The following is an 18,777-nucleotide window of genomic DNA, read 5'->3' on the forward strand; positions in this document are numbered from 1 at the left end:
GAAATTTTAATTTAATTGAAAAAATAAAATATTTATTCATATTTTTTATTATAATATTTATGAATATTTAAATTAAAGGAGGCAATAAAAAAAAATGGAAATTTTTACACAAGTATTAGGTTACTTAGCAGCTATTTGTATTCCGCTAGCGTTTTTACCCCAAACCATTAAATTGATTAGAACTAGAAAAACTTCTGGGCTTTCAATTTTTTCATATGGTGTCTACCAACTAGGTGGTCTTACATTCCTAGTATTTGGCATTCTACGCAATGACGTTCCGATGATTACTTGCCAAAGTATTACGGCTTTTTTAAACTTTATTATTATTGGCATTATTATTAGCAATACTATTAAAAACCAAAAATCACAAATTAAGGAGGTAACTAATGCCTAGTATTGTTATTGAAATTGTCGGGTATATTGGTGCATTGTTAATTTCAATTGCCTTTTTACCCCAAACCATTAAATTAATAAAATATAAAAATACTAAAGGTTTATCACTTATTTCTTATAGTATTTATCAAGTAGGTTTAATTTTATTTATTATTTATAGTAGTATTATTAAAAATTATCCATTATTAGCTGCTAATGCTTTCGGAACAGTGGTAAATATCGTACTATTAGTGTTAATAGTTTATAATTTATATTATATTAAAAAATAAGCAAAATAAGGTTTTTGCAAAAGGGGACTTAACAATGATTCAACAAAAGTTTTATGAATTTAATGCCACAATTATGAATACCTACAATAAAAATGGTCATCTTTATTCTTATATTGAACTACCATTTACCAACTTACAAAATGAATTTGGAAAAAAGGGATTAATTCCTGTTCAAATAACTTTTGATAATAGTACAAAAATGGGTAGTATTATTAATAGTAATGACATCATACCAATTATTACTATATCCAATAATATAAAAACCCAAATTCAAAAAGTAGTTGGTGATGATGTTTATATTCATTTACATTATGATAATGAGCCTGAAGCGCTGAAACTCCCTAAATATTTGTTAAAGATGCTTTTAAACAATCATTATTTAATCATTGAAACCAATTAACAACTAATAATAAAAAAGAATTTATTGCTTTGTGAAAATTACAACGTCAACAAACTAATATTGAAGAAACATTACTTATTAATTTAAAAAATAGAATTTTAACAGAAACTTGAGGTTAGTACCATATGCCCCATATTAATTTATTAGGAACTTTTATTTTTATCATTATTGGATATTTAATTGGTTCAGTTTCACCTGCTATTATTATTAGTAAAATTAAATTTAAAACTGATGTTCGTAATCATTTTTCTAAAAATGCTGGTGCTACTAATTCAACTAGAGTTATGGGCGTCAAATGGGGAGCTGTTATCTTAATCATTGATGGTTTTAAACCTGCTGGTGCCATTATGATTACTTATGCTTTAACTTTTATTAATATTACTAACCCCAACTTTCACAATATGTTTAATGAGGGATACTTATATGCAACTGGTCTTGCTGCTGTGATTGGTCACTGCTGACCAATATTTTACGGATTTCGTGGAGGTAAGGGCGCTGCAGCTTCACTTGGTGTTCTATTAATGATTAATCCTATTTATTGTGTTTTAACGATTGCTACTTGATGATTTATTTTATATCTAAGTCGTATGTCTTCACTATCCTCAATTTTAATGATTGTTCCCGCATTTATTTTATCTTGAATTCCTCATATGCCACTTCATGCATGGTTATGACAACATGATACTCAATATTACTTTGTTAACATTATTATCAGTTTAACTTGATTACTAGTTGTAGCAAAACATTGAACTAATGTTAAACGAATCTTTAATGGTACTGAACGAAAAGTAAAACTTTTTGACCGTAAAAAAGATAAAATTGTAGAACCTGTTGTTGCAGAAAAATAATAATTATTTTTTCAATACAACTTGTTTTACCTTAAAAATTAAGGTATTATTATAATCATGTTGACTTAACATTGTTAATATTCTCTCCGATATTAGCTTTGCTTAAGCCGAATTATTTTATAGGAGAGTGAACAAATATGGATCAAATTAAATACGAACAACTGATGAAAGACTTTCGTTTAAATGCTAAAGATACTGGTTCTTCTGCAATTCAAGTTATTAATTTAACAAAAAGAATTTTAGAATTAACAGACCATCTAAAAACACAAAAAAAAGATATTACTGCTAAAAGAAGTTTATTAAAAATGGTAGCAACAAGAAAACGTTTTTTAAGATACTACAAAACTCAAGACCTGACTGCTCATGGTAAATTATTAACTGCTTTAACATTAAAAGATAACTAATTATTTATTCTAACCTTAGTTCATAAAACTAAGGTTTTTTAATTTTAAAAATTTATTTAGACATTGTTAAAAAATAATTCAGGTAACTTAAACCAAAATAAAATCTTCCTAGTGTTTTTAAAACTTAGGAAGATTTACAATATTATTATCGTTTTTTAGTAGTACTTTGTTGACGTTTCATTGCCTGCATAACAGATTTAATCTGTGATTCAGTTGGTTTACGCCCCATTTGTTGATACATTGCACGAATCATATTCTCATTAATTGGTGGGTTTTTTTCTAATTGTTTTTCAAATATTTTTTTAGTAACAATAAAACCAACTAATCCTCCAATCAAAGCAGCACCGATGCCTACTATTAATACTGCTCATCAAGCCATTACTTGTTTCCTCCTTGGTTATCTTTTAGAAACTCATTAATTTTAACACACACTTGGTTTGGTGTAAACCCATATTTTTCTAACACAACCTTATCAACTGCTGAAGCACCAAAGGTAGTAATACCAATTACAAAACCATTATTTCCTACATATTTATATCAACCATCAGGGGTTCCTAATTCAATAGCAACTTTAACAATATTTTTTGGTAAAATTTTAGATTGATATGTTTTATCTTGTTTATCAAAAATAAATGTTGAAGGCATAGAAACAATTCGTGCATTAACTTTCTTTTCTGTTCATAATTGTTCTTGACTAGCAATCGCTAAACTAACTTCACTACCTGTGGCAATAATAATCAAATCTAAAGGTTTACTATTGTTTTCGTTACTAACGATATATCCACCTTTTTGCACTGATTCAATACTACTATTTGCTAATTGTGGTAAATTTTGTCTCGTAACAATAATGGCATTAGGATGATTTTTAGCATTTAAAGCCATTAAATAGGCGCCAATTGTCTCTTTAGTATCAGCAGGACGAATTAAATTAAAGTTAGGGATAGTTCTAATCATTGTTAAATGTTCTACTGGTTCATGAGTAGGACCATCCTCACCAACAGCAATGCTATCATGACTAAAGATAAATAATGATGGAATTGCCATTAATGCTGCTAAACGTAAAGCAGGTTTAATATAATCACTAAATACTAAGAAAGTTGAACCAAAGGGAATTGTCCCTTGATGTAAAGTCATACCGTTAACCATAGCACCCATGGCAAATTCACGAACTCCATAATGAATATGTCTTCCTGAATGGTCTTGAGGTAAGAAATCTTTATCAGTAACTAAGGCTTTAGTAGAACCAGCAAGGTCAGCACTACCACCAAATAAAGTTGGACAGTGTTGTGATAATAATTTTAAAACATTACCTGAATCAACTCTCGTTGCTTGGGGATTAGTACCAATAATAGTACTTCAATCAATAGTTTTTAAATTACCAACGTTGTTAAAAATGTCACCATTTAAGGCAGACTTAATTTCAATGTATAATTCTGGATATGATTTAGCATATTTATCAACTTTTTGTTTTCAAGTTGTTTCTAATTGCGAACCATACTTAAGACAGTTGGCAGTAAAGTAATCTGTAACTGCATTAGGAACAGTAAAGTCAGGATATTCTCATTTTAAATTTGCTTTAACAGTTTTAATATCATCATTTAATGGAGAACCATGAACACTTGGAGTTCCTTGTTTAGTAGCACCAAAACCAATAATAGTTTTAATTTCAATTAATGTTGGTTTATCACTAGTTTTAGCTTGTTTAATTGCTTTAGCAATAGCTTCGTGTTCTTCACCATTACTAACTTTTAAATAGTTTCATTGACAAGCCTCCACGCGCATTTTTAAGTTTTCTGAATAAACTAAATCAACTTTTGCATCTAATTGTATATCGTTTGAATCAAATAAGACAATTAATTTATTTAGTTTGAAGTGACCAGCAAAACTTAATGCTTCTTGTGAAATTCCCTCTTGTAAGTCACCATCACCAACAAGCGCATATGTATAATGATTAATAATATCAAGGTCTTTTTGATTGTATTTAGCTGCTAAAAAACTTTCTGTTAATGCCATCCCCACAGCATTAGCTAAACCTTGTCCTAAAGGACCAGTAGCAGTCTCGACACCATAGTCAATATGATATTCAGGGTGACCTGGAGTTTTGCTTGCTCATTGACGGAATTGTTTTAAGTCATTGATCGTATATTTGTATCCGGCATGATGGAGTGTTGAATATAATAAAGCACTACCATGACCTGCTGATAAAATAAAACGATCGCGATTAAACCATTTTGGGTTCTTAGCGTTAAATGACAAATGATTTTTAAATAGTGAAAAAATCATTGGTGCAGCATCTAAAACCATTCCAGGATGACCACTATTAGCAGCATTAACTGCTTGTACTCCTAACATGCGAATTGAGTTGATAGTAAGTTCATCAAGATTAATTTTGTTTTCCATATTTTCTCCTTATATTTTTTAATTATTTTTATAAATATAATATAACAATTTTCTTAGGAAAATAGATAGTTTTCTATTAAATATTTTTAAAATTTGGATAAGTTATCCATTTCCAAGACCAGGCATGTTTTATGAGATAATTTAAATGAGAAACTAAAGATAGTTTTCAATCCATTATTTATATCAATTCCAGTAAAGACTAAAGAAGAGTATGCCATTAGCAATTTTGTCATAGAAAAATTAGCACAATTAAATGAGCAAAAAAGAAAAGCAGTTTTAACTTGAACATTAGAATATGAAATCGATAATGAAATAAAAAGTCATAGATTTTTGGTACATTAAGCAATGCACCAGTTGGTGATGGTTTACCTTGAAATTGTATATTTGCAATAGAATATTGTATTTTATAATTCTTGGTAATGTATAGTAAAGTCAGCAAAAATTTCATAAATTTGTTTATTAAACCTGAATTTGTAAATTAAAGAAAATGGTAAAGTAAAATCCCACTTGTCATAACAAGTGGGATTTATGATAGGATGGAATTTTATTAGTATCTTTTTATTTACTAAAGGTTGCAGATGGTAAGTTAACATTTAACACTCGATCACGCGAACATCACATTGTATCAGCATCACCAGTATAATTAACATAAACTTTTTTGGCATCATGTCAAATATGAAGTTGACCATGTAATTCAATATCAGCACCCCATGTACCACCATGATATGAATAGTCTTCTTGAAACATATTTGCATTACGGTCTTCACTGATTTTATTAGTAGTAACATCTAATTGTGTTCCTGTTAATTTTTTATCAATATAGGTATTACAAAAAATCTCAAATAATGCATCACTACCAAAACTTAATTTACTAAATTTAGTAGTAAAACTATTTCAATCAGGAGCGTAATTAGTTCAGTTATCTAATATCACTTGGTCAGGACCAGTTCAATTTACTTTTAACGAACCTGAACTATTAGTTTCAGTATGGTCATAATTAAATCCATTAACACTAATTGTACTACTATCAACAGTAAAATTAGCAGTTACTGTTCCCTTATATGTAACATCATCACCAGTAACCACAACTTGATTAGTAGCAATATTGCTGTCAGTAAATTTAATGGCTTTCATATTTAAATCGGGATTAGCTTTGCTAATATCAGTAGCAACTTGTTCAACATTTGGATGAGGCATACCATTAGTGCTAATCATACCTAAATCTAGTTTACTAAAGACACTACTTAAAGGTACCGTTGTGTCACAAGTATAATTAATTGTAATTGCATCTTTACTATATAAATTACCATCACCAGTGACTACTACACTAGTACTTGATGGTGTTCCAATCGTAACATTAGCAACTACTAAATTAGGATTATTAGTAACTAAGACGACTTTAACTTGTGCTAATGTTGGTACATTTTTTCCAGGAATAATAAATTGGGGTAAAGTTGTTGCTAAAACACTATTTAAGTCAATTAATAAATTATTAATTATGACATCAGCACCTGTATAAATTTCTTTATTAGCACTAGCAACAGTAACTGTTTTATTATTGTTTGATAAAGTAACACTAATGGCATTAACATTTAATGTTGAATATTGTTTTTGTAAAGCATTCTTAACATCATCGGTTGTTATCTTATTGCCAGTAATAGTAACTTTAGATAAACCATTATTAATAATACTACTTAAAACAATAGTCTTATCAAGTTCAAGAGTTACTGTTACACTTCCTGTATATTTAGTTTGATCAGTACTAGCAATAATAGCACTTACTTCTGTAATGTTAGTAATATCAAGAATATCCGTGTCTAAATCGCGATACATTGTTTTTAGTTTGATACTAATTTGTTTAGGTGTTGGAACATCCTGACCAAGGGTGGCAATGGCTAATGGTTTTTTACTATCAATAATAGTACTTAATGCAACACTATTATCGGTTGTAAATGTAACATTAACTGTACCATTGTATACAATGTCATCACCTTTAATTGTAGCATTCTTATTATCGTTGATATCAACAATAATATGATTAACATCAACACTAGGAATTTGACTATTAATCGCAACTTTTATTTGGTCAGGGCTAACATCGCCAGTAGTAATAATTTTTCCTAAATCTGTTCCTTTAACAATCAAATTATTAATATTAAGTGTTGTTTTTTGAAAACTAACGGTAATAATATCTTTTGTATAAAAAATACCATCTCCTGTTACATCAACTTTATTTTCTAGTTCATTGCTTAAACTAATTTTATTAATATCAAGACTTAAATTTTTATTATGTAAACTTTCTAGTAATTCTTTAGTTGTTGGTTTTTGACCAGGGTTTTTCTCATCAACCACACCTAAATTAATATTAGTTAAATCATCTTTTAGATTATGTTTTTTAGATAGTGGTTTAACACATGCAGTACTACTAACACTAATAGCACTAGTTAATAAGATAACACTAAATATAGATAATAATTTTTTCATAAGGGGGCCTCACTTTAAAAATATGAATTTTAATAAAATAGTATTTAAATTTCATTTTTACAATTATACCATATCTAGGAAAATAAATATTTTTTCTTTCTTTGAATATTGTTTAGATATAAAAGATGCCCACCTATAATAAAAATATCTTTTTTTTCATAACATTTAAAGTTTTACTCAAAATTTGATTTTATTTACTACTCTTACTAAATCCATTTTTTCTTGATGAATTTCAAATATAGAGAAAACTGAAAACTTGATTCAAATGAAATGACTAAATTAAAAGGAATGAGTTAATTGATATTCAATTGGACTCATTCCCAAACAAATATTAAGTTTATTCCTATGGAACTAGATTTAATATAACACTTTTCATAGTAATTATATCAAGATTTTTAATAATATCTTTTTATAAAATTTTATTTTTTTCATTTTTTGTTCATAATAATGCTAAAGCAATAATAGCAACAATGATACAACCGTAGAAATAATAGAAAACATTATCTCAATTTCGATTTGGAGCTAGTGCAGCAACTACTGGTGCTGAAAAAACAGCATCTCCCAAATATCCAAACAATCCAGTCAGACCAGAAGCAGTAGCAGCTGCCTTTTTATTGGTTAGTTGAATAGCAGCAGCACCAATTAATGTTTTTGGAATATAAATTCCAAAACCAGCAACAAATAAAGCAACTATTAAGAAGGCTTCATTGCCATGAGGTGCAAATTGGAACATTATAATACCAATCCCTGATAAAGCAAGTCCCATTACCATTAACGGTGCCGTACGATTTTGAAAGAATCATTTGCAAGAATATGCAGCTAAAATTCCACTAGCTAATCCTGCTCATTCAAATGTTGATCATAAAACTGAACTTTCAGTACTTACAATTTTAACACCATGCACATCAGCGGCCATATTTAACATTCAAGTTGACATTCCTTGTCTAATAACATAAACCCAAATATTGGCAAATGCTAAAATTCATACATATTTATTTTTTAATATATTTTTAGTAAAAATTTCTTTTCAATTTAATTCTTGTTTTTCTTTAGCGTTTAATTCAATACCTTTTCATTTTTCAATGCTTGGTAAACGTTGTGATTCAGGATTATCTCGTAAACCCCATCAACAAAATGGCACCATAATTAATGCCAAGATGCTAGGAATTCAAAAGTAGAATCCCATTGTTAAACTAGCTCCAACACTTAGTGCTAAAACAATAGGAACTATTATAAATGGCAATAGTGCAGTTCCCATAGCGCCACCTGTATTTCAAATGGCAATTTTTTTAGAACGTTCGTCACTAGTATATCAGTTAGAGAACATTCTAGCTACTGCTGGTCATCCCATTCCCTGAAAAACACCTAGAGCAACCATTAAAATAATCATTGTTATAATTGGACCAATGGTTATTTTAGAACCTGCAGCAACAATCGTACCTCCTAGGGCAATATTAGTGATAGCAGCACCTATTAAGCCAAATGTCATAATAGTTCTTCCAGAACTACGGTCAGCAAAATTACCGACAATAAATTTACTACACCCATAAGTAATAGAAAAGAACATTATTACCATTGACATTTGTACTTTAGTAGCATATCCATTGTCAATAGCAATACCATTGGCTAAAGTAAATGATTTTCTTGTAAAATAATATAAAATATAAGTAATAATGGTAACAGCTAAAATTTGATTACGTAAAATAGCATATTTTCGATTAATAACTTTTGAATCTTCGCTAAATAGTTCTTTAGCTGCAGGTGGTTTAAAAATACCTGTAAGTTTATTAAAAGCGTTCATACTTTTATCCTTTCTTAAATAAACATAAATAACTTATGTTCATGATTTTAGTTAATAAAAATTAATAACTTGATAAAGACAATTTTTGTTTTTAAAAATTCCTGTCAATGACTTTTGATTATGTCTCAAAATTCTTTAAACATCCCCAGAATTTTTATGACCCTTATTTTGTTAATTTTGATAATAGCCTTTAACACCAAGGCTAGAAGTGTAGCTATTGATACTTGAGCCACCTAATTTAATGGCTTTAGTAAGGACCATAATTGATTTATCAATAATAGTTTGTAGTTGTACTAATGTTAAATGATTAGTAATACTTTCTGGATGTATATTAGCATAAAAAAGTACTTCATCAACATAAATATTTCCTAATCCACTCATTACTCCTTGATCTAAGAGCGAAGCTTTAATATTTTGTTTTTTATTTTTTCATTTATTTTGTAAATATTGGGTTGTAACGTTTTTGTTAAAAGGTTCAGGGCCAATATTAGTATATGGTTTTGAAGTTTGATAAGCGCTAAGGGGTTGTAAATGAAAAGTTCCAAATTGTCTTGTGTCATGATAACAAAGTTGATAGTTATTTTCGAATTTTAAAACTAATAAAATATGTTTTCAATTGGTGGGGGTGTCTTGTTTTTGATAGTAGTATTTACCTTCCATACGCAGATGGCTTAACAAGACATAATCATCAAGTACGAAAATTATTAGTTTTCCGATACGTTGAATATCATTAATTGTTTGGCCAATAAAGATTTGAGGTTTTGAGGTTTTGATAATTTTGTTCATAAAAACTCGAACATCAATAATTTTATGATGTACTAAAAGTGGATATAAGGTTTTACGAACAGTTTCAACTTCTGGTAATTCAGGCATCTTAATTTTCTCCTAACTAAAATATTGTAAAGCAATTTATTCTTATTATAAATAAAATAATTATTTTTTTTCATATTTTTATAAAAAATAAAAATATAATCGTTTTAAAGTGTTTTTAAGATAAAATATGTTTATGTGTAAGTAAGGAATTAGGTTTAGTGTGTAATAAATAACTAGATTAGTCAGGAGATAAAGAAATGCTTTTCAAAATTAACAACTTAATTGTGAAAATGTTAAAATAGATTTAAACTACAAAGTCAAGGTAATTTGGAAACTATTCATACCATTAGTACTTTAAACTTGGTGCCTTCTATAGAAGGCACCAAGTTTAGTATATGAATTATTATAAAGGGTACATCTAAAGTAATAGATTATTGGTAGTAGAAGTAAAATTCAACTATCTTTCACTAAAGAGGTCCCAGTTCCAACAAAAGCACTGTGTCTGATAAACTATCATTTATAGATTAGTAAAAGATGGATTTGATAATTTCTAATTTTTGTATGCGATAAGTCATAAAAAAATTTTTAGTTTATACGTTAGCTTAAAAACTACCATAACAAGGTGTTGTTCTTTGATCACTACTAATTAAAGGAGATGTATCACTACTACTATTCACTTCGTTTGTCATATTATTACTTCATGATTCTTGTTGATTATTATTTACAGGTACAGGTGTTGTTAAAACTTCATTAAGTGAACTATCTTCTGTAAATATTTTATCAATTATTGCTTTTTGTTTCTTTTTTTCAGCAAATAATGGGAAAACTTTTTTCATTTCCATTTTTAAGTTAATCATGTCACTGGCTGTTACTCCTAATGCTATTAAAGCCATTTCTCATTTTCAAAATGTTTTATTAAGTTGTGCCATAGCAGCTTTAAAATCACCTTTATTTTGTGTAACATCAGCTGCTAAAGTTTTAATAAAATTAGTTGCAAAAGTAATAGAAAGAAAACTAGATAAAACAATTATTCCTTGAACGCACGGTTTATATTGTTTAACCAATTTATTCATATGGTTTTTAAATCGGTTTAATGCAGGTTCAGAAGTACTATTTTCTTGTCTATAATATTTTAAAAAACCGTTAATAAACTTCTCGATGGGTTTTTTAATTAAATGGTCATTAACTAATTTCATTAGTGTCCCACGAGCAAGTGTGGAAAATATATTAGCAGGTGTTATTAGTTCTGAAAGATATTTCTCTCATGTAAAAGTTTGAGCAGTGTATGCAGATGAAAGAGTAATAACAATATGATTTAATCCATTAACAACAGTAAAAATAGCACTATTAGTAAGACCATTTTTAACTACTTGTTTTAAAGAATAATCTTCATTTGTTAAATCAGTTTTTCCTTTATCATTTAATTCTTTTATTTGTTGTTCAACTGCTACAACTGAAGTTGTTGATTCATTAGTGTGACTAGTTGATTTATGCTCTTCTATTTTGTTTTCTAAATCCTCACATAATGAAGTAATTTGTGATTCAAATTGTTCAAATATTTCATAGTTTTTTAGTTCTAAACTTTTTTCTAAAAGCTGCACAATTATTGATAAAAAGAAAACTGGATTTAGTTCAATTTTTCCTACTTTTTTTTGTGAATTAAATAACTCAATTATGTGTTTTAAACCAAATGGAAATAAACTAATAAAAAATGTGAAAAAAGTATCACTTGTAGCCAATCAATAATTTCCGGTAGTAAGTATTGATTCTTTCATTCCAAAACTTAGTTCTTCTATTTGTTCAATAAAAGTTTGATTTTGTAAATTTGGATTTGATACAACTTCTATAGAAAAGTTTCGTTGTGCTACTCTTGTCACAATTCCAGATGCGAGAAGTAGCAAAGCACCTGGATATGCTAGTTTTTCTAATCATGGGTGTCATTTTTTCCTTACTCTTTCATTGATAGTAGATGGCATAATGTTATATAGTTCTTTTAATTGGGTTAAATATAGTAATAATTGTTTTTTATTTTCTTCATTATTACTATCTTGGTTAAGATTAATAAATTTAATGTGATGTTCAATTTCTAAAATAATATTTTTGAACCTATCGATAAAATTTTTAATATTAATAATTATAAGATCTTGTTCTTCATTTGAATTTATACTTCCATTATTACTAGGCAGTATTGTTGATGTAGTAGGCATTTTTCTCTTCTTTCTCTTTTTAATTTTTTATTATTAGACACAAAAAGACCTATCAGTAACTACTGTTACTAACTAGGTATTATACCAATATGTTTTTGTGCTTTAATATTATTATAACGCTAAATGTTGAAAAAAGTTATTTTTTAAAAAAAAATAACAATTATTTATCCTGTCTGGCTTAACTGTAACAAAACTTGCACTTCTTCTGGTTGTAAATAACGATATTTACCCATCATTAATCCTTTTAAAGTAATATTACCTACTTGTAAACGCTTTAATTGGACAACCCGACTTCCCACTGCTTTAATCATTCGTTTGACTTGTTGGTTTTGACCCTCATGAATTGTTAAATGTAATAAGGTTGTTTGCTTACGAATATCAGTTCTAATGATGTCAACAGTGGCAGGTGATGACGTAAACTCACTATCTAATACTACACCTGCCTCTAATTGTCTAATGGCGCTAGCGGATAATATACCTTGTACTAATACTTGATAAATTTTATCAACTTTATAACGAGGATGAATAATAGCGTTAGTAAATTCACCATCATTAGTAATTAATAATAAACCTGATGTATCAAAATCCAAACGACCAATGGGATAAATTCGTGTTGTAATATCGCGAAAATAGTCCATTACCGTAGCACGACCCTTAGGGTCACTAACAGTTGATAAACAGTTAGGAGGTTTATAGAATGCGAGATAAATGTGTTGTGATTGGTTAATAATTTGCCCATTAACTTTAATAATATCTTGGGGATTTACTTTAAACCCTAACGTAGTAATAACTTGTTCATTAACAACTACTTGCCCATTAGTAATTAGCAACTCAGCTTTTCTGCGTGAACAAATCCCAGCAGCAGCTATTACTTTTTGTAAACGTTCAGCACTATTAGTCATTGGTAAAATTGTAGATTTCTTCATCATCTTGGTGATTGAATTGCGGTAGGGCAGGCAATTGTGCTAACGATTCAATATTAAAATGGTCCATAAATTCATCAGTTAAATCATATAAAATGGGTTTTCCTGGTAAATCACTACGCCCGATTTCAGCAATTAAATTTAAACTTTTTAATTTAAAAATAATGGCATCACAGTTAACACCTCTAATATTTTCAATTTGGGGCTTGGTCACTGGATGATTATAAGCAACTATTGCTAATGTTTCTAAGGCAGCAGGTGATAAACGTAACAATGGTTGGTGGTTTAAATCTTGATAACGTTCATGATGTTGGGGTTTGGTCGTTAGTTTATAGATATTTCCCATTTTTATAACCATCAATCCACAACTTTCATCAAGATTTAATTTAGTTTCTAATTCAGCAATTAATGTTAAAACAGCTGCTGGTTTTTTTTCTAACGCTAAATGTGAAGCAAGGGTTACGATGTCAAGACCATCATTACCAGCAATAAAGAGTAGGCCTTGTAATACTGCTAATTTTTCATTAGGTTTTCAATTGAGTTTACTCATGATTTTCACCTCGGTAAATTACGGTAATTTCAGAAAATGTGGTGGTTTGTACTAGATGTAAGTACTGATGACTAGCTAAGTCTAAAATGGAAATAAAAGTAATAATAAAATAGTGGAGAGTTAATGTTTTAGTAAAAAATAATTGTTCTAATGTAAAGTAGGTTTGGGGATGACTTTTTAGTAATTTTTTAATTTCTTGCGCACGGTCTTCAGTAGAAATTAAGTTTAGTGCTAAATTAACTGGTAATTTATTTTCACTTTGTAAGCGAGCAAATAAACTAAGCATGGCTTGGGTTAATTTATTAACGTTACTTTTTACTAAAGTAGGGACAATTTCTTTAGACAGGTAGGATTTAATATCAGTTGGTAATTTTGTTAGAAGAAGTGTTCTATTTACAGCTTGCTGTTTGAAATAATTACTAATTTCTTTAAACTTTTTGTATTCTAACAAGCGAGCAATTAATTTTTGCCGGTTTAGTTCATTTTCATAATCACTGTCGATTACTACTTCAGGGGAGGGTAATAGTTGTTTTGATTGTAATTCTAATAAATAAGCAGCAATGGGCAAATATTCGCTCACTACATCAATATTGTGGGGTAACTGTTGATTAATGAAAGTCACGTATTGGGTAGTTACATTATTTAAATCTAAACTTAAAATATCAACATTTTTTTCTTTGATTAAATGAAGTAGTAAGTCCATGGGACCTTGAAAATCATTAATAGTAATTACAGGTTGTAGCATATAATAGTCCTCAAACTTTTAATTATATTTTATATATTAATTATATCTTAAATAATAATGGCATTCATAATGTTTAATCAATGTAAAACCCATTTTCCTACTTATCAAGAAAATGGGTTTAATTAATAAAGGTTTAAAATTATAAATTAAGTATTAGTTTTTACAGATACAATAACCTTAATATTTTGGGCATCAACAGTAAATTTTGTACCACTATAATCATGTTCGACCTTAAAGTTTAATATAAAGTAACCAGTTTTAGTATCAGTAGCGGTAAATGTGGCAGTTGTTTCATTAGTAATATTAATCTCAGCAGCAACAATGTCTGGATATGATTTTTTAATACTATCTACAGCAGCAGTTATTATTTTGTCTTTTAAACCAGTAACATCTGTAACTTTAGCAGTTGCTGCTGGTAAAGTATCAGCAAATCGTGATTGATTATTGAAAGCACCACTAACTTGATTGGCAGCATTAGTTTGACTTTGTGTAACTGTAATTTTATTATCTCCTATTTTGAAATTACTACTTGTATCACCAATCTTAAAACTAATAGTAATATTCTTAAGAGTACCACTAAATTGTAATTTATTGACAACTAAAATTGGGGGTTTTATTGTAAAGAATGAAGTTACTGCTGGAGCTGCATCATAATAGGGTGTAATAGTAACTGTTAAACCTTGGTGTTGAATCAAATTTTTAATTGCTATTCTTAAGTGTGGAACAATCGAATTATTAAGGTTTTGACTAGCAGTTAATATATCAGTTGTAGCATCAGTATTAGGTAATGTTGCTACATCAACATTTGGAAAATTACTAGAAGTGTTAATTTTATATTCAATAAAATCTTTCATAGCATCTGTTTTCTCTGAAGTTTTAGTTTTGTCATTATTAAACGTTAATTTAATATCTTTAGAAATTGGAGGTAAATTTTTATATGTTACACTTACACTTACATTTAAATGACCATTAACAATACCCTCAAATGTTGGATGAGTACCATCAACATACATAGGTAATTGAAAAATATTATCAGCAGCAACACTACCATTATCTACTACTACTGAAGCATCATCATAATATCATTTTGTTGGATGTTCATTAGTACTTTTTTTAAGTTCATTAGCAAGAATAGTGCTAATCTTACCTTGGATTTCTGATGAAAAATACTTGAAACTCTTATCTCTTAAAATTAGTAAATCAGCAGCAGTAGCACCAATTCCTAAATCGGTCATGTTAAATTCACTATCACGCATTAAAGCTAAAGCCGAATTTTGAATATCTATTGGACTAATATTAGTATCTTCAGTACCACAGGCTACAACTGCTACAACTGGAGTTGTTGTTAGAGCAATTGCTCCAAATAATTTTAATAATGATTTCACAATCAGCACTCCTCATATAATAAATCATTTTTTATTTTTTTATAAAATACTACATTATTATAAATGATTTTAATCTAAATTACATTATAATTTCTAAAATAATTGGTTTAATATCTTTTTGAACATCATAAACAGCAAATGTAGTACTTGCTAATTGTTTAAAACTATCATGTAATGCTGCTGGTTTATTTGTATGCAATTCCATAATCACACTACCCTTTTCTACTTTTTGACCATGTACTTGTTTTAAATAAATACCTGCCATCGGATCAATAACATCAGTTTTAGTAGTTCTTCCTCCTCCTAAAATTACTGATAATTCACCTAATGCATAGTTATTAATAAAATCTAAGTAACCACTTTTATTAGTAGTAATATTAATAATATGTTTTGTTGGGGGTAAATTATTAATATTTTTTAAATAATTAACATCTCCACCTTGCTCTTTTACAAACTCATAAAAGATCTTTAATGGTTGTTCATTAGCAAACATCAGTTCGGATTGTTTAATTCCTTGTTCTAAACTAGAAACTTTTTTCGCACCCAGCAATGCTAAGCCCACTAAATTGTTAACTAAAATTTTTAAATCTTCTGGACCTTGATTTTGTAAACTCAATAGTACCTCTTGTAATTCTAAAGCATTACCAATGGCTTTACCCAATGGTTTATTCATGTCACTAATAATTGCATAAACGGTTTTATTAAATGACTTACCAATATGAACCATCAGTTGTGCTAATTTACGGGCATTTTTAACATCAGCAACAAACGCACCTTTACCACATTTAATATCTAATAAAATTAAATCAGCACTCATGGCAATTTTTTTTGACATAACACTAGCAGCAATTAATGGAAAAGAATCAACTGTTCCTGTCACATCACGCAGTGCATACAATTTTTTATCAGCAGGAACTAAATTACCCGTTTGACTAATGATACTCATTCCCACTTTATTTACGACTTTAATAAAATCTTTAATGGCCAAATCACATTTAAGTTTGGGAATAATTTCTAACTTATCAATTGTGCCACCGGTAATACCTAAACCACGTCCTGAAATTTTAGCAAATTTTAAACCTAATGCAGCAACGATTGGCCCAAATACTAAACTAGTTTTATCACCAACACCACCTGTTGAATGCTTATCAATAGTAAAACCAGTAATTTGTGATAAATCCATAGTTTCACCAGTTTCAATCACAGCTTTCGTATAAGCTACTATTTCCTCATTAGACATGCCTTGAAAATAAACAGCCATGGCCCAAGCACTAATTTGATAATCAGGAATCGTACTATCAGCAATTCCTTGTGTTAAAAATTTAAGTTCTTCAGCAGTTAAACTTTGTCCCAATTTTTTTTTGGTAATTAAATCAATCATATACATATTTATTCGCTACTACTCCTTTAATTTAAAATTTTATAACTTTCTTTACTACATTAGTAATAACATTAGCTACCATAATATTATTAGAATTATCTTTTTAACTTACTTATGCTATAACAATAGCAATAGCAATAGCACTAGTTTGATTGTGTGATAATGATAAAAGTAACTTATAATCTTTAATTATTACCACTGGTTGTTGTCACTCATTGTAACTAATATTAATATTATGAAATATTAATTTTTCTTGGGGTAGTGCTTTAAAAATTGCTTCCTTTAATGCCCACCGTCCAGCAATAAATTCTTGTTGGCGCATTGATGATTGTTCATTATAAAGTTTTATTTCTTCTGGACTTAAAATCCGTTTCACAAATTCTACTTCATTCTTTAATCTTTTTATTTCAATAATATCTATTCCTACACTATACATTACTAACTCCTAAAATAAATTTAAGGGTTTATATAATAAAATCCTTGATTTTATTATATAATTAATAATAAAGAAAGTGTGATATTAAATTTAAAAACACACACATTTTAAAGATGGTGGTACATTAATGACATTTTATTTAAACGAAGAGCAGAAATCATTAATTAAAAAACACTATCAGGGTTTCGAAATTATTAATGAAAAAAATAAAAGTGAAAGCCTTTTTAAGTTTCATGATATAACTATTGAATTTTTTAAAAATAAAGTTACATTTCAAGGGCCACGTGAAGACATAATTGCTCAATATCGTGATTTTTTAAAAAACTTTGATGTTCATAATTGACCAGTAATTGGTAATGATGAATTTGGTCTTGATAATTACTTTGGGCCAATCGTAATAGTTAGTTCTTACATTGGTTCTAGCAATTTAGAAAAATTGCGATTATTTAATATTGAAAACTATAAAAATTTACCAAAAGATAAGTTTAAAGAATTAGCATTTGATATTATGAAAACAATTATTTTTGAATCAGTAATTATTAATAACCGCAAATATAACCAATGAACAGATGCTGGTTATAGTCACGATATTATTAAAACTTGAGGACAAAATCAAGCATTAGTAAGAATGTTACAACACAAAGTACCATATGACCATATTATTATTAACCAATATACTAATGAAAAAAGATATTATGACAATATCAATAATATGACTGCTAACAAAAATAAAGTTATTAAAGATAAAGTAGAATTTATTAACACAGCTGAAAGCAAATATTTAGCTGTTATGTGTAGTACCATTATTAGTCGTTATTTATTTTTAGAAGAGATTGATAAAATTAGAACTTTTTCTGATTATGACATTCCTTTAGGCTCTGGAACTGATGTTACTAACTATTGTATTAATATGAAATTGAAAATGGGTGCTACTTTTCCTAATTTCCTGGATCGTCATTGTAAAAGAGATTTTCCTAACACAGAAATAATTATGAATACTAAAGTTAATCATGATAAGTAATCTAAACTAGGTTTTCCTTTAAAATGTATTTTAGACACGTTAAGTACGATTATCGGTTATTTATAATTTATTGAATTATAACTTTTGAACATTAATAAAAAAAAGTTAACAAGGTTACGTAAGAAATTAATAAGAGTAACTAACCAATGCCAATTGAATAATTTATTAAGTATCATAATTATCATTATTATTAGTTTCTGTTATAAGTTCAGTTGGAGTACCAGAACCTTGATATTGATATATTTTTTCAATCATTGCACCAAGTATTAGGTGTATATTGTGGGTGATTATAACCAAATGAAGTAAACTGTTTATTA

General features: G+C 28.3%; 18 protein-coding genes. 6 read left to right on the forward strand and 12 right to left on the reverse strand.

The annotated features are described in order from the left end of the window. The first annotated feature begins 94 nt into the window (after positions 1 to 94). From AAHM98_RS05975 to rpsO, 5 genes are all read left to right on the forward strand, one after another. Positions 95 to 394 (forward strand): SemiSWEET family sugar transporter, encoded by a 300-nt coding sequence (locus tag AAHM98_RS05975; RefSeq protein ID WP_342275959.1) that lies wholly within the window; start codon positions 95 to 97, stop codon positions 392 to 394. Continuing rightward, on the forward strand, positions 387 to 662 hold the full coding sequence (locus AAHM98_RS05980) for a SemiSWEET family sugar transporter (protein ID WP_342275960.1): 276 nt from the start codon (positions 387 to 389) through the stop codon (positions 660 to 662). Before AAHM98_RS05975 ends, AAHM98_RS05980 begins: the two co-directional genes overlap by 8 nt. A 34-nt stretch (positions 663 to 696) precedes the next feature. Next, a complete protein-coding gene (locus AAHM98_RS05985; RefSeq protein WP_342275961.1) occupies positions 697 to 1,062 on the forward strand; it encodes a DUF1905 domain-containing protein in 366 nt (121 codons plus the stop codon). Positions 1,063 to 1,187: 125 nt separating this feature from the next. Further along, a complete protein-coding gene (plsY, locus tag AAHM98_RS05990) occupies positions 1,188 to 1,910 on the forward strand; it encodes a glycerol-3-phosphate 1-O-acyltransferase PlsY (RefSeq protein WP_342275962.1) in 723 nt (240 codons plus the stop codon). A 137-nt stretch (positions 1,911 to 2,047) separates the two neighbouring features. After that, the gene (rpsO, locus tag AAHM98_RS05995) at positions 2,048 to 2,314 is read left to right on the forward strand and encodes a 30S ribosomal protein S15 (protein WP_342275963.1); all 267 of its coding nucleotides are present in this window, start codon (positions 2,048 to 2,050) and stop codon (positions 2,312 to 2,314) included. Between the two features lie 145 nt (positions 2,315 to 2,459). Here the strand turns inward: rpsO and AAHM98_RS06000 are convergent, their stop codons facing one another. The 12 genes from AAHM98_RS06000 to acpS all read right to left on the reverse strand — a co-directional run bounded on the left by AAHM98_RS06000 (position 2,460) and on the right by acpS (position 17,439). Continuing rightward, entirely contained in the window at positions 2,460 to 2,693 is a 234-nt protein-coding gene (locus tag AAHM98_RS06000) for a YneF family protein (RefSeq protein ID WP_342275964.1), read from the reverse strand. Then, positions 2,693 to 4,714 (reverse strand): transketolase, encoded by a 2,022-nt coding sequence (gene tkt / locus AAHM98_RS06005; protein ID WP_342275965.1) that lies wholly within the window; start codon positions 4,712 to 4,714, stop codon positions 2,693 to 2,695. The genes AAHM98_RS06000 and tkt overlap by 1 nt, the downstream gene beginning before the upstream one ends. Before the next feature lie 558 nt (positions 4,715 to 5,272). Beyond that, positions 5,273 to 7,198, reverse strand: coding sequence for a hypothetical protein (locus AAHM98_RS06010; protein ID WP_342275966.1), 1,926 nt, complete (start codon positions 7,196 to 7,198; stop codon positions 5,273 to 5,275). A 409-nt stretch (positions 7,199 to 7,607) separates the two neighbouring features. Beyond that, positions 7,608 to 8,999 (reverse strand): MFS transporter, encoded by a 1,392-nt coding sequence (locus AAHM98_RS06015; RefSeq protein ID WP_342275967.1) that lies wholly within the window; start codon positions 8,997 to 8,999, stop codon positions 7,608 to 7,610. 171 nt (positions 9,000 to 9,170) lie between these two features. Beyond that, positions 9,171 to 9,872: a DNA-formamidopyrimidine glycosylase gene (gene mutM, locus AAHM98_RS06020; RefSeq protein WP_342275968.1), complete on the reverse strand. Its 702-nt coding sequence runs from the start codon at positions 9,870 to 9,872 to the stop codon at positions 9,171 to 9,173. A gap of 542 nt (positions 9,873 to 10,414) precedes the next feature. Then, positions 10,415 to 12,019 carry a hypothetical protein gene (locus AAHM98_RS06025; protein ID WP_342275969.1) on the reverse strand — a complete coding sequence of 535 codons (1,605 nt, stop codon included), beginning with the start codon at positions 12,017 to 12,019 and terminating at the stop codon, positions 10,415 to 10,417. A gap of 164 nt (positions 12,020 to 12,183) precedes the next feature. Further along, positions 12,184 to 12,921: a pseudouridine synthase gene (locus AAHM98_RS06030; protein WP_342275970.1), complete on the reverse strand. Its 738-nt coding sequence runs from the start codon at positions 12,919 to 12,921 to the stop codon at positions 12,184 to 12,186. Continuing rightward, complete coding sequence (gene scpB / locus AAHM98_RS06035; RefSeq protein ID WP_342275971.1) at positions 12,914 to 13,492, reverse strand: SMC-Scp complex subunit ScpB; 579 nt, start codon at positions 13,490 to 13,492, stop codon at positions 12,914 to 12,916. The genes AAHM98_RS06030 and scpB overlap by 8 nt, the downstream gene beginning before the upstream one ends. Further along, entirely contained in the window at positions 13,485 to 14,237 is a 753-nt protein-coding gene (locus AAHM98_RS06040; protein ID WP_342275972.1) for a segregation/condensation protein A, read from the reverse strand. Before AAHM98_RS06040 ends, scpB begins: the two co-directional genes overlap by 8 nt. Positions 14,238 to 14,383: 146 nt before the next feature. Then, the gene (locus AAHM98_RS06045; protein WP_342275973.1) at positions 14,384 to 15,622 is read right to left on the reverse strand and encodes a hypothetical protein; all 1,239 of its coding nucleotides are present in this window, start codon (positions 15,620 to 15,622) and stop codon (positions 14,384 to 14,386) included. 79 nt (positions 15,623 to 15,701) lie between these two features. Continuing rightward, positions 15,702 to 17,009 carry a thymidine phosphorylase gene (locus AAHM98_RS06050; RefSeq protein ID WP_342275974.1) on the reverse strand — a complete coding sequence of 436 codons (1,308 nt, stop codon included), beginning with the start codon at positions 17,007 to 17,009 and terminating at the stop codon, positions 15,702 to 15,704. A 106-nt stretch (positions 17,010 to 17,115) separates the two neighbouring features. Next, entirely contained in the window at positions 17,116 to 17,439 is a 324-nt protein-coding gene (acpS, locus tag AAHM98_RS06055; RefSeq protein ID WP_342275975.1) for a holo-ACP synthase, read from the reverse strand. A 127-nt stretch (positions 17,440 to 17,566) separates the two neighbouring features. On the opposite strand from acpS, the gene AAHM98_RS06060 reads away from it, so the two are divergent. Next, entirely contained in the window at positions 17,567 to 18,460 is an 894-nt protein-coding gene (locus AAHM98_RS06060; protein WP_342275976.1) for a hypothetical protein, read from the forward strand. The last annotated feature ends 317 nt before the right edge of the window (positions 18,461 to 18,777 follow it).

Source organism: Spiroplasma endosymbiont of Nebria brevicollis, assembly GCF_964030895.1.
Taxonomy (GTDB): domain Bacteria; phylum Bacillota_I; class Bacilli_A; order Mycoplasmatales; family VBWQ01; genus Spiroplasma_E.